Annotated in this window: 11 protein-coding genes; all 11 read left to right on the top strand. The window is 64.6% G+C overall.

Features of this window, described 5'->3' with window-relative positions; genetic code table 11:
* Positions 1–24: 24 nt before the first annotated feature.
* The 11 genes from WM94_RS05215 to urtD all read left to right on the top strand — a co-directional run bounded on the left by WM94_RS05215 (position 25) and on the right by urtD (position 12,961).
* Positions 25–879, top strand: coding sequence for an SPFH domain-containing protein (locus WM94_RS05215; protein WP_061550630.1), 855 nt, complete (start codon positions 25–27; stop codon positions 877–879).
* Positions 880–1,092: 213 nt separating this feature from the next.
* A complete protein-coding gene (locus tag WM94_RS05210; protein WP_061550629.1) occupies positions 1,093–1,482 on the top strand; it encodes a DUF2946 domain-containing protein in 390 nt (129 codons plus the stop codon).
* A gap of 47 nt (positions 1,483–1,529) precedes the next feature.
* Entirely contained in the window at positions 1,530–2,015 is a 486-nt protein-coding gene (locus tag WM94_RS05205) for a copper chaperone PCu(A)C (RefSeq protein ID WP_061550628.1), read from the top strand.
* A gap of 23 nt (positions 2,016–2,038) precedes the next feature.
* Positions 2,039–2,470, top strand: coding sequence for a DUF2946 domain-containing protein (locus tag WM94_RS05200; RefSeq protein ID WP_061550627.1), 432 nt, complete (start codon positions 2,039–2,041; stop codon positions 2,468–2,470).
* 68 nt (positions 2,471–2,538) lie between these two features.
* Positions 2,539–4,590, top strand: coding sequence for a TonB-dependent copper receptor (locus tag WM94_RS05195; RefSeq protein ID WP_061550626.1), 2,052 nt, complete (start codon positions 2,539–2,541; stop codon positions 4,588–4,590).
* Between the two features lie 58 nt (positions 4,591–4,648).
* Entirely contained in the window at positions 4,649–6,016 is a 1,368-nt protein-coding gene (locus WM94_RS05190; RefSeq protein WP_061550625.1) for a PepSY domain-containing protein, read from the top strand.
* Between the two features lie 224 nt (positions 6,017–6,240).
* Complete coding sequence (gene cycA / locus WM94_RS05185; RefSeq protein WP_061550624.1) at positions 6,241–7,647, top strand: D-serine/D-alanine/glycine transporter; 1,407 nt, start codon at positions 6,241–6,243, stop codon at positions 7,645–7,647.
* Positions 7,648–8,134: 487 nt separating this feature from the next.
* Positions 8,135–9,400 carry an urea ABC transporter substrate-binding protein gene (gene urtA, locus WM94_RS05180; protein WP_013974390.1) on the top strand — a complete coding sequence of 422 codons (1,266 nt, stop codon included), beginning with the start codon at positions 8,135–8,137 and terminating at the stop codon, positions 9,398–9,400.
* Positions 9,401–9,540: 140 nt separating this feature from the next.
* The gene (urtB, locus tag WM94_RS05175) at positions 9,541–11,028 is read left to right on the top strand and encodes an urea ABC transporter permease subunit UrtB (protein WP_061550623.1); all 1,488 of its coding nucleotides are present in this window, start codon (positions 9,541–9,543) and stop codon (positions 11,026–11,028) included.
* Positions 11,028–12,107 carry an urea ABC transporter permease subunit UrtC gene (gene urtC, locus WM94_RS05170; RefSeq protein WP_061550622.1) on the top strand — a complete coding sequence of 360 codons (1,080 nt, stop codon included), beginning with the start codon at positions 11,028–11,030 and terminating at the stop codon, positions 12,105–12,107. The genes urtB and urtC overlap by 1 nt, the downstream gene beginning before the upstream one ends.
* Positions 12,104–12,961: an urea ABC transporter ATP-binding protein UrtD gene (gene urtD, locus WM94_RS05165; RefSeq protein WP_061550621.1), complete on the top strand. Its 858-nt coding sequence runs from the start codon at positions 12,104–12,106 to the stop codon at positions 12,959–12,961. The genes urtC and urtD overlap by 4 nt, the downstream gene beginning before the upstream one ends.
* The last annotated feature ends 127 nt before the right edge of the window (positions 12,962–13,088 follow it).

The raw sequence follows: 13,088 nt of genomic DNA, 5'->3' as shown, positions 1-13,088 counted from the left end.
CCGCATTAAAAGGAATTTCGCATCATGACCAGTCTCATCGTCGTCGTCGCCATCGCCCTGTTCGTCCTGATCACCGTGTTCAAGGGGGTGCGCATCGTGCCCCAGGGCGAAGAATGGGTCGTCGAGCGCCTGGGCCGCTACCAGAGCACGCTCAAGCCCGGCCTGAACATCGTCATCCCGTACATGGACGTGGTCGCCTACCGCCTGCCTACCAAGGACATCATCCTCGATGTGCAGCAGCAGGAAATCATCACCCGGGACAACGCCGTGATCGTGGCCAACGCCCTGTGCTTCGCCAAGGTGGTCGACCCACAGAAGGCCTCCTATGGCGTGCAGGACTTCTCGTTCGCCGTCACCAGCCTGACCATGACCTCGCTGCGCGCCATCGTCGGGGCCATGGACCTGGACGAAGCGCTGTCCAGCCGCGAGCAGATCAAGGCGCGCCTGCGCGAGGCGATGTCCGAGCAGACCGAAGACTGGGGCGTGACCGTACGCTCGGTGGAAATCCAGGACATCAAGCCCTCGGAGAACATGCAACTGGCCATGGAGCGCCAGGCGGCAGCCGAGCGTGAACGCAAGGCCGACGTGACTCGTGCCGAAGGAGCCAAGCAGGCGGCGATCCTGGAAGCAGAAGCACGCTTGCAGGCTGCCAGGCTGGATGCCGAAGCGCAGATCAGCCTGGCCGAGGCCTCGGCGCGGGCGATTACGCTGGTCAAGGACGCGGTCGGCAACGAGACCGTGCCGGCGATGTACCTGCTGGGCGAGCGCTATGTGGGGGCCATGGAGAACCTGGCGGGCAGCAGCAATGCCAAGGTGGTGGTGCTGCCGGCGGACCTGCAGGAGACCGTGCGAGGGTTGATGGGCCGCAACAAGGCTTGAGGGTACCTTGATCTTCATCGCCGGCAAGCCAGCTCCCACAGGTTTACCACAGGCCTTGAAATCTGTGCGGTCCCTGTGGGAGCTGGCTTGCCGGCGATCGGGCTGCAAAGCGGCCCCTCTAAGGGCCCGGCCTGCGTCACTTCACCGCACCCCGCCATTTTTACCTATACTCGGCCTTACAATACCCACCACGATTCCTGACCGGATCTCTCCATGCCCCCACGTCGGCACATTGCCTGGATAGCCTGCCTTGCAGTGCTGTTCAACCTGCTGGCCATGCCGCTGTCCTCTGCCGCGCCCAAGGGCCCGGCCGAGCAGCTGCTGTGGGGGGCCTTCTGTTCCAGCATGGCCAACAAGGCCAAGGCCGACGTCCAGGCCCTGGCCAGGATCGACCTAGGCACGCAAAGCGACGACAGTGGCAGCATGATGAATTGCTGGTGCTGCTCTGGTGCCGCGCCGCTGTTGGCCCTGCCCGGCTACCCGCCGCAGCTGCACAACCCGCCGATACTGCTCGCCGGGCTGCTGCCGCCACCCGCCGACTACCACGCCACGCCGCGCCAACTCTGGCCGGCGCTCAACCCCCGAGCCTCTCCGCTGGCCTGAGTTCATCACGCTGTCTGCCTGAACCTGAACAGAAACGGAGATTCACCATGCTCAAGCACGCCCTCGTCCTGGCCGCCCTGCTGCTGCCCGGCGCCTTTGCCAATGCCCACGAATACAGCGTGGGTGACCTGCACATCGCCCACCCCTGGTCACTGCAGCTGCCCCCCAACGCCCCCAACGTCGCGGCGTATTTCGTGGTGCACAACAATGGCCAGGCCGACGACCGCCTGCTCGGTGTCGACAGCCCCATCAGCGATGACGCACAACTGCACGAGCATGCCATGAGCGCCAGCGGTGCCATGAAGATGCAGCAGGTACCCAGCGTGGTGGTGCCCGCCGGCAAGGACCTGACCTTCGCCCCCAGCGCCTACCATGTGATGCTGATGCAGCCCAAGGACCGCAGCCTGCTCAGCGACGGCAAGCGCTTCCCGTTGACCCTGCACTTCGAAAAGGCCGGCGATATCACCGTCGATGTGGCCGTGCAGAAGCAGGCGCCGACGGACCAGCCGCAAGCCCACGAACACGCGCACTGATCACCCGCTGAAAGGCACTCGTCATGAGCCTGCCGCGCAACAGCATCAGCCGTACCACCCGCCCTGACCGCAGGCGCGCCGGTGGCGGATGGCTGAGCCTGTTCGCCATGTGGATGATCTTCATCGGCCCGCTGATTTCCCAGTCGATGCCGATGGACCACCACGCCGGCATGAGCATGCCGATGGACATGCCGATGGCCACCGCCCATCAGCATGGCGGCGACGCCCATCACGGCCAGACTGGCGATGGCCAGCTGCATGTGATGTGGGAAAAGTGCGGTTACTGCAGCCTGTTGTTCAACTGCCCGGCCCTGCCCCAGGCCCTCAGCCCGCTCAGTGCCAGCAGCGTCGTACCCACCACCCACCTGTTCGCACCCACGCGCCAGGGCCATGCCCGGCAGGCTGTATTCCCTGGCGCGCGCAGCCGCGCCCCACCTTCCTCGATCAACGTCTGAACCCACATTTTTTGCGCACGGAGCCAGGAGGCTTCGCGCTGACCCATGACTGATCGACTGGAATCATTATGTCCGGCTACACCCCTGTTTTTGCCTTGTCCCTGCGTGGGACCATCGCCGCCGTGTGCGGCTCGCTGCTCGCGCCCGTGGCCCTGGCCGCCGCCCCAGGCCATGAAGGCCATGCATACGACGCCCCCGAGCTGAGCCCGACGGTGATCACCGCCGTGGCCCCGAGCTCGCCGCTGACCGTGGTCACCAACCCGAAAGACCCGCGCCAGCCGGTGCCTGCCAGCGACGGCGCCGACTACCTGAAGACCATCCCCGGCTTCTCGGCCATCCGCGCCGGCGGCACCAACGGCGACCCGGTACTGCGCGGCATGTTCGGCTCGCGCCTGAACATCCTCACCAATGGCGGCCTGATGCTGGGCGCCTGCCCCAACCGCATGGATGCCCCCACGTCGTATATTTCGCCGGAAACCTACGACCGCCTGACCGTGATCAAAGGCCCGCAAAGCGTGATCTGGGGCCCGGGCGGCTCGGCGGGCACCATCCTCTTCGAGCGCGAGCCGGAGAAGTTCGGCACCCTCGGCAGCCGGGTCAACGCCAGCCTGCTGGCCGGCTCCAACGGCCGCTTCGACAAGGTGCTGGACACCGCCGCCGGCAACGACCAGGCCTACGCCCGCTTCGTCGGCAACCAGTCGCGCTCGGACGACTACCATGACGGCGATGACAACACCGTGCCGTCACGCTGGGACAAGTGGAATGGCGATGTCGCCCTCGGCTGGACCCCCGACCAGGACACCCTGCTGGAACTCACCGCCGGCAAGGGCGATGGTGAGGCCCGCTATGCCGGGCGTGGCATGGACGGCTCGCAGTTCAAGCGCGAAAGCCTGGGCCTGCGTTTCGAAAAATCCAACCTCGGCGAGGTGCTCGACAAGGTCGAGGCGCAGGTCTACTACAACTACGCCGACCACGTGATGGACAACTACAGCCTGCGCACGCCTTCGGGCAGCGGCATGATGGGCATGCCGATGGTCAGCAACGTCGACCGCCGCACCATGGGCGCACGCATCAAGGCCACCTGGCGCTGGGCCGATGTGCAACTGATCGGCGGCATCGACGCGCAGACCAACGAACATCGCAAACGCGGCGGCATGGGTGTGGACGCGCACAAGGGCCAGGCCTGGACCAAGGACGCCGACTTCCACAACTACGGTGCCTTCGGCGAGCTGACCTGGTACGTCAGCGGCGAGGACCGCATGATTACCGGTGCCCGCCTGGACCGCGCCTCGGCCCGCGACTTCCGCGCAACCAGCGCCACCAACGGCGACACCCGCGCCGATACCCTGCCCAGCGGTTTCGTCCGCTACGAGCACGACCTGGCAGCCATCCCGGCCACCATGTACATCGGCCTTGGTCATGCCCAGCGTTTCCCCGACTACTGGGAGCTGTTCTCGCCCAAGCTGGCACCACCCGGTGCGGCCAATGCTTTCGACGGTATCAAACCAGAGAAGACCACCCAGCTCGACTTCGGTGTCCAGTACCGCGACGAGCGCATGGAAGCCTGGGCGTCTGGCTACATCGGGCAGATCCGCGACTACATCCTGTTCGACTACCAGGGAATGAGCTCCCAGGCTCGCAACATCGACGCCCGCATCATGGGCGGCGAACTGGGCGCGGCCTACCAGCTGACGGAAAACTGGAAGGCCGACGCCACGCTGGCCTACGCCTGGGGCAAGAACAGCAGTGACGGCACAGCACTGCCGCAAATGCCGCCTCTGGAAAGCCGCCTGGGCCTGACCTACAGCCGCGATGTGTGGAGCGTCGGCGCACTGTGGCGGCTGGTGGCGGCGCAGAACCGCATCGCCGAGAACCAGGGCAACGTGGTCGGCAAGGACTACGACAACAGCGCCGGCTTCGGCGTGTTCTCGCTCAATGGCGCCTACAAGGTAAGCAACCACCTCAAGCTCAGCGCAGGGGTCGACAACCTGTTCGACAAAACCTACGCCGAGCACTTGAACCTGGCCGGGAACGCCGGGTTCGGCTACCCGGCTAGCGATCCACAGCCGGTCAACGAGCCAGGCAGGACCTTCTGGACCAAGGTCGACTTCAGCTTCTGACAACAACAACGGGCGCGGCGCAGGTCGCGCCCATCTGCTGGTCAAACAGGAGGTTCCCATGAGAGGAACACGCATCAATTTCTACAACCTGGCCTGGCGTTGGCACTTCTATGCGGGGCTGTTCGTGGCCCCGTTCATGATCCTGCTGGCAATCACCGGGATCATCTACCTGTTCAAGCCGCAGCTCGACCCGCTGCTGTACCGCGAGCTGATGGTGGTCGAAGCCGGCCACCACCGACAGGGCGCGGACACGATGCTGGCCGAAGTGCGCAAGGCCTACCCCGAAGGCCACGTTGGCCAGTACCTGCCGCCGCTGGACGCCGAACGCAGCGCACAATTCGTGGTGCATGACGCCGGGCGCGAACTGAACGTTTTCGTCGACCCCTACAGCGGCAAAATCCTTGGCGTACAGGATGGCAAGCAGAACCTGCAGGCCATCGCCCGCGCCCTGCATGGCGAACTGATGGTCGGCACGATCGGTGACCGCCTGGTAGAACTGGCCGCGGGCTGGGGCATCGTGCTGGTGGTGTCGGGCCTGTACTTGTGGTGGCCACGCGGGCGCAATGGCGCTGGCGTGCTGTGGCCACGGCTCTCGGCACGCGGCCGAATGTTCTGGCGCGACCTGCATGCGGTAACCGGCTTCTGGGGCTCGGCCTTGTTACTGCTGATGCTGCTCAGCGGCATGACCTGGACCGGCCTGTGGGGCAAGCAGTACGCCGACTTGTGGAACCGCTTTCCGGCGGCCATGTGGAACGACGTGCCCAAATCGGACCAGCAGGCGGGTGAACTCAACAGCGCACACCGCCAGACCGTGCCGTGGGCGATGGAAAACACGCCGATGCCACAGTCCGGTGCACACGCCGAACATGCCGGGCATCACATGACGTCGAGCGCGCCCGCAGCGCCACAGGTAAGCCTGCAGCAAGTCGAAGACATCGCAACCGCGCGCCAGGTCGAGCCGGGTTACAGCATTACCGCGCCGACCACGGCCGATGGCGTGTTCACCATTGCGGTGTTCGCCGACGACCCACGCAACGACGCCACCCTGCATGTCGACCAGTACACCGGCAAGGTCCTGGCCGATGTGCGCTGGCAGGACTACAGCCCGGTGGCGCGCGCTACCGAACTGGGTGTGATGCTGCATGAAGGCAGGATGTTCGGGGCGTTCAACCAGATCATCATCCTGCTGGTGTGCCTGATGATCTTGCTGGGCTCGGTGAGCGGGCTGGTGATGTGGTGGAAGCGCAGGCCGGCCGGCGGGCTGGGTGTGCCGCCGCTGCGCCATGACTTGCCGCGCTGGAAAGTAGCGGTGGGGGTGATGCTGGTGCTGGGGTTGATGTTCCCGCTGGTGGGGGTGTCGATGGTGGTGATGTGGCTGGTGGATAGCTTGGTGGTGAGGCGCGGCCGAGTGCTGGCCAGCGCTTGAGCCTTGCTTCGTCTGTGCCGGCCCTTTCGCGGGTAACCCGCTCCTACAGTTTCTGCGCCAGCGCGGTCCCTGTGGGAGCGGGCAAGCCCGCGAAGAGGCCGGCACAGGCACAACACTGCTACCCAAAAGTCGAGTCGATCTGTCGCGCCCCGAACTGGAACGCGCGTGTTAGCCTAGCCGGCTACCTCTGACAAGACGACCGACCGTCCAACGGAATGCAGCCTATGACGCAAACCTCATCCACAGCGCCAGATGAACAGCATCTGCAGCGCAACCTGACCAACCGCCACATCCAGCTGATCGCCATTGGCGGCGCAATCGGTACCGGCCTGTTCATGGGCTCGGGCAAGACCATCAGCCTGGCCGGGCCGTCGATCATCTTCGTCTACATGATCATCGGCTTCATGCTGTTCTTCGTCATGCGCGCCATGGGCGAACTGCTGCTGTCGAACCTCAACTACAAGTCGTTCATCGATTTTTCCGCCGACCTGCTCGGCCCCTGGGCAGGCTACTTCACCGGCTGGACCTACTGGTTCTGCTGGGTGGTCACCGGCATCGCCGACGTGGTCGCGATCGCGGCCTATACGCAGTTCTGGTTCCCCGAACTGCCGCAGTGGATACCGGCGCTGACCTGCGTAGGGTTGCTGCTGTCGCTGAACCTGGTGACGGTGAAGATGTTCGGTGAAATGGAGTTCTGGTTCGCCCTGATCAAGATTGTCGCCATCATCGGCCTGGTCGCCACCGGCCTGTACATGGTCATCACCGGCTTCACCTCGCCCAGCGGGCGCACCGCGCAACTGGCCAACCTGTGGAATGACGGCGGCATGTTCCCCAATGGCCTGATGGGCTTCTTCGCCGGCTTCCAGATCGCCGTGTTCGCTTTCGTCGGCATCGAGTTGGTGGGTACAACCGCCGCCGAAGCGAAGAACCCGGAGCGCACCCTGCCGCGGGCGATCAACTCGATCCCGGTACGCATCATCGTGTTCTATGTGCTGGCGCTGATCGCGATCATGGCCGTGACCCCATGGCGCGACGTAGTGCCGGGCAAGAGCCCGTTCGTGGAGTTGTTCGTGCTGGCCGGCCTGCCGGCGGCGGCGAGCATCATCAACTTCGTGGTGCTGACCTCGGCGGCCTCCTCTGCCAACAGCGGCGTTTTCTCCACCAGCCGCATGCTCTACGGCCTGAGCCAGGAGGGTGACGCACCCAAGGCATTCGAGAAACTGTCGAGCCGCTCGGTACCTGCCAACGGCCTGTATTTCTCCTGCACCTGCCTGCTGCTGGGTGCAGTGCTGATCTATTTGGTGCCGAACGTGATCGAGGCATTCACCTTGGTCACCACCGTTTCGGCGGTGCTGTTCATGTTCGTCTGGACGCTGATCCTGCTGTCGTACCTGCAGTACCGCAAAAACCGCGCGGCACTGCACCAGGCGTCGAAGTACAAGATGCCGGGCGGGCGTTTCATGTGCTACGTGTGCCTGGTGTTCTTTGCTTTCATCCTGGTGTTGCTGAGCCTGGAGGACGATACCCGCGCGGCGTTGCTGGTGACGCCGATCTGGTTCGTGCTGCTGGCGGTGACCTATCAGGGGGTGCGCAGCAAGCGCCATCCGCGCACGGCAGTGCGTAACGGCTGATGACCCTGGGGGCTGCTCTGCAGCCCTTTCGCCGGCAAGCCAGCTCTCATAGAACAACACATGACTCATTGGTTCGGCGAGGTCCTGTAGGAGCAGCCTTGTGCTGCGAAGAGGCCGGGGCTGACAAAGCCTGTCTATTGGCTGTACCGGCCTCTTCGCAGCACAAGGCTGCTCCTACAAAGGACGCGTCAGACGAGCGATATTGGTTCTCTGCGCGACAGCGCAGCCCAAAGGGCTGGGCAATCTCCCACAGGGACAGCGCATGGCTCAAGGCCGATGCGGTCGAGGTGGGAGCTGGCTTGCCGGCGATGGGCCGCACAACGGCCCCAATCCTGTGCACACAAATCCATCAGGCACCAACCTGGATCCAACCAACGCCCCAACACCTCGCACAACCCCTCTATTGCGCACCTTCCGCCGTTAGGCACACCCCTTGCAACACCCCTCCCCGCTTGCCCAACACATAAAAACTCAGCGGAGAGAGCACATGAAGCGACGCAGTCTGATCAAGGCCTTCACCCTTAGCGCATCGATTGCCGCAATGGGCCTGAGCTGGAGCATCCAGGCCGCCGAAACCATCAAGGTCGGCATCCTGCATTCGCTGTCGGGGACCATGGCCATTTCCGAGACTTCGCTCAAGGACATGGCGCTGATGACCATCGAGCAGATCAACGCCAAGGGCGGCGTGAACGGCAAGCTGCTCGAGCCGGTGGTGGTCGACCCGGCCTCCAACTGGCCGCTGTTCGCCGAAAAGAGCCGCCAGCTACTGACCCAGGACAAGGTGGCAGTGGTGTTCGGCTGCTGGACCTCGGTATCGCGCAAGTCGGTATTGCCAGTGTTCGAGGAACTGAACGGCCTTCTGTTCTACCCGGTGCAGTACGAAGGTGAAGAGATGTCGCCAAACGTGTTCTACACCGGCGCCGCGCCCAACCAGCAGGCGATCCCGGCCGTGGAGTACCTGATGAGCGAGGACGGCGGCAGCGCCAAGCGCTTCTTCCTGCTGGGCACCGACTACGTCTACCCGCGCACCACCAACAAGATCCTGCGCGCCTTCCTGCATAGCAAGGGCGTGGCCGACAAGGACATCGAAGAGGTGTACACCCCGTTCGGCCACAGCGATTACCAGACCATCGTCGCCAACATCAAGAAGTTCTCTGCTGGCGGCAAGACAGCCGTCATTTCCACCGTCAACGGCGATTCCAATGTGCCGTTCTACAAGGAGCTGGCCAACCAGGGCCTGAAGGCCACCGATGTGCCAGTGGTGGCTTTCTCGGTGGGCGAGGAAGAACTGCGCGGCATCGACACCAAGCCTCTGGTGGGCCATCTGGCGGCGTGGAACTACTTCGAGTCTGTGGATAACCCGGTCAACCAGAAGTTCGTCGCCGACTGGAAGGCCTACGCCAAGGCCAAGGGCCTGCCAGGCGCCGACAAGGCGGTGACCAACGACCCGATGGAGGCCACCTACGTGGGCATCCACATGTGGGCGCAGGCAGTGGAAAAAGCCAAGTCCACCGATGTCGACAAGGTGCGCGAGGCACTGGCCGGGCAAAGTTTCGAGGCGCCGTCCGGCTTCACCCTGACCATGGACAAGACCAACCACCACCTGCACAAGCCGGTGATGATCGGCGAGATCCAGGATGACGGGCAGTTCAGCGTGGTGTGGGAGACCGAGCAACCGCTGCGGGCGCAGCCATGGAGCCCGTTCATTCCCGGCAACGACAAGCGCCCTGATTACGCCGTGAAAGGTAACTGAGAGCCGTTAGGGCCGCCTTGCGGCCCATTCGCGGGTGAACCCGCTCCCACAGGTTCGGTGCAAGGTTCGAAACCTGTGCGGTCCCTGTGGGAGCGGGTTTACCCGCGAAGAATCCACCGCTGTATTCCAGGATTGCTCGCATGCTTAGACTCCTGCTAACTCTTCTCCTGCTGATGCCCTTGGCAACCCAGGCCAGCGAGGGCGAATTCTTCCTCGCTGCCAAGCCCGCCGAGCAAGCCCGCCTGCTCGAAGGCTGGGCCGCACAACCCGATACCGCGCGCCTGGCGCTGCTGGACAACCTGCGCCAGGGCCGCATCGCCGCCGACGACACGCGCAAGGTGCGCCTGAACAACCGCCTGCGTGGCCTGATCGACAATGCCTTGGCTAGCCACCAGTTGCTCAGCGACAACAGCGACATCCGCCTGGCCGCTGCCCAACAACTACAGAAAAGCGCGCAACCGGCGCAAATGGCTTTCCTCGACCGGCGCTTCGCCAGCGAACCGGATGCCGCCGTGCACGCCGCCCTCGGCCTTGCCCTGGCCAACCTGCAACTAGGTGCCAGCGAGCCGGCAGTACGTCTGGCCGCCGTTCGCCTGCTCGGCGAAACCGGTGACCCGCTGGCCCGCACCCGCCTCGAAGCCTTGCTGCAACCCAACGCGGAAACCGACCCGGGCGTGCGCACCGCCGCCGAAACCAGCCTGGCCCAGGTGCAGCGCAAGCTGCTGGCCGGCGAACTGCTCGGCCAGGCCTTCAGTGGCCTGTCGCTGGGCTCGATCCTGCTGCTGGCAGCCCTTGGCCTGGCCATCACCTTCGGCCTGCTCGGGGTGATCAACATGGCCCACGGCGAAATGCTGATGCTCGGCGCCTACAGCACCTACATGGTCCAGGTACTGCTGCAACGCTACGCTCCAGGCGCCATCGAGTTCTACCCACTGATCGCACTGCCGGTGGCCTTCACCGTCAGTGCCGGCGTCGGCATGGCGCTGGAGCGCACGGTAATCCGCCACCTGTATGGCCGCCCTCTGGAAACCCTGCTGGCGACCTGGGGAATCAGCCTGATCCTGATCCAGGCCATCCGCCTGCTGTTCGGCGCGCAGAACGTAGAAGTCAGCAACCCGGCCTGGCTGTCGGGGGGCATCCAGCTGCTGCCCAATCTGGTACTGCCATACAACCGCCTGGTGATCATCGGCTTCGCCCTGGCCGTGGTACTGCTCACCTGGCTGCTGCTCAACCGCACGCGGCTGGGCCTGAACGTGCGCGCGGTCACCCAGAACCGCAACATGGCCGCCTGCTGCGGCGTGTCCACCGGGCGCGTCGACATGCTCGCCTTCGGCCTCGGCTCGGGCATCGCCGGGCTTGGTGGCGTGGCCCTGAGCCAGGTCGGCAACGTCGGCCCGGACCTGGGCCAGAGCTACATCATCGACTCGTTCCTGGTGGTGGTGCTCGGCGGCGTCGGCCAGTTGGCCGGCAGCCTGTGGGCAGCCTTCGGCCTTGGCATCGCCAACAAGCTGCTGGAGCCGCAGATCGGCGCCGTGCTCGGCAAGATCCTCATCCTTGCGTTGATCATTCTGTTCATCCAGAAGCGCCCGCAAGGCCTGTTCGCCCTCAAGGGACGGGTAATCGACTGATGAACCAGCCACTGCTTGTCACCGCTACGCAAAAGGCCGGGCCACGCCTGACCCTGGCCATCGGCGCCATCGTCGTCCTGTTGCTTGTGGCCCTGCCGCTGCTGTCGCTGCTGCCGGCGGACCATGCCCTGCAGGTGTCGGCCTACACCCTGACCCTGGTCGGCAAGATCCTCTGCTACGCCATCGTCGCCCTGGCCCTGGACCTGGTCTGGGGCTACGCCGGGCTGCTGTCGCTGGGCCACGGGCTGTTCTTCGCCCTCGGTGGCTACGCCATGGGCATGTACCTGATGCGCCAGGCCGCCGGTGACGGCCTGCCAGGGTTCATGACCTTCCTGTCGTGGAGCGAGCTGCCGTGGTACTGGGCTGGCACCCAGCATTTCGCCTGGGCCCTGTGCCTGGTGGTGCTGGCGCCCGGGCTGCTGGCGCTGGTGTTCGGCTGGTTCGCCTTTCGCTCGCGGATCAAGGGCGTGTACTTCTCGATCATGACCCAGGCGCTGACCTTCGCCGGCATGTTGCTGTTCTTCCGCAACGAAACCGGCTTTGGCGGCAACAACGGCTTTACCAGCTTCCGCACCATCCTTGGCTTCGACATCGCCGCCCAAGGCACCCGCGCGGTGCTGTTCCTGCTCACCGTCGGCCTGCTGCTGGCCAGCCTGTACCTGTGCTGGCGCCTCACCCGCAGCAAGTTCGGCCGTTTGCTCACCGCCGTGCGCGATGCCGAAAACCGCCTGATGTTCTGTGGCTACGACCCACGCGGTTTCAAGTTGCTGGTGTGGGTGCTCAGCGCCGTACTGTGCGGCCTGGCCGGTGCGCTGTACGTACCGCAGGTAGGCATCATCAACCCCAGCGAGATGTCGCCGACCAACTCCATCGAAGCCGCCGTGTGGGTGGCCCTGGGCGGGCGCGGCACCTTGATCGGCCCGCTGCTCGGCGCTGGCCTGGTCAATGGCATGAAAAGCTGGTTCACCGTGGCCTTCCCGGAGTTCTGGCTGTTCTTCCTCGGCGCGTTGTTCATCCTCGTCACTCTGTACCTGCCCAAGGGCGTGGTCGGCCTGTTGAAGAAAAGGAGCCAGCCATGAGAGGCGTGCCCCCGGTACACCCGGAATTCATGCTCGAACCGGTGTTCGACAACCTCGGCGCCAGCCGCGACGCCATCGGCCTGGGCCAAAGCCGCAAGACCGGCCTCGACACCCGCCACGGCACGGTGCTGAGCCTGGAAGACATCAGCGTCAGCTTCGATGGCTTCAAGGCGCTGAACGCGCTGAACCTGTACATCGGCGTGGGCGAGCTGCGTTGCATCATCGGCCCCAACGGTGCCGGCAAGACGACGATGATGGATGTGATCACTGGCAAGACCAGGCCCGACACCGGTACGGCCTATTTTGGCGACACCCTCGACCTGACCCGCATGAGCGAATACCAGATCGCCCAGGCCGGCATAGGCCGCAAGTTCCAGAAGCCCACGGTGTTCGAGGCGCTGACGGTGTTCGAAAACCTGGAGCTGGCGCTGAAGACCGACAAGTCGGTATGGGCCAGCCTGGCAGCGCGCTTGGGTGGGGAGCAGCGCCAGCGCATCGAGGAGGTTTTGGGCACCTTGCGCCTGCTGCCGCTGGCCCAGCGCCAGGCGGGCTTGCTGTCGCATGGGCAGAAGCAGTTCCTGGAGATCGGCATGCTGCTGGTGCAGGAGCCGCAACTGCTGTTGCTGGACGAGCCGGTGGCAGGCATGACCGATGCCGAGACCGAGTTCACCGCCGAGCTGTTCAAGGGGCTGGCTGGCAAGCATTCGCTGATGGTGGTGGAGCACGACATGGGGTTTGTCGGCAGCATTGCCGACCATGTGACCGTGCTGCACCAGGGCAGCGTGCTGGCGGAAGGGTCGCTGGAACAGGTGCAGGCGGATGAGCGGGTGGTCGAGGTGTATCTGGGCCGCTAGACATTGAAACCTGTGCCGGCCTCTTCGCGGGTAAACCCGCTCCCACACAGGCCTGAAGAGCTGCGCGGTCCTTGTGGGAGCGGGTTTACCCGCGAAAGGGCCGGCACAGGCACAGCAACAATTTCAG

Origin of the sequence: Pseudomonas sp. ABFPK (assembly GCF_001586765.1) — a bacterium.
In the GTDB taxonomy this organism is placed as follows: domain Bacteria; phylum Pseudomonadota; class Gammaproteobacteria; order Pseudomonadales; family Pseudomonadaceae; genus Aquipseudomonas; species Aquipseudomonas asiatica.
The sequence above is the reverse complement of the archived record's forward strand: the minus strand, read 5'-3'. Positions and strand labels throughout refer to the sequence as shown.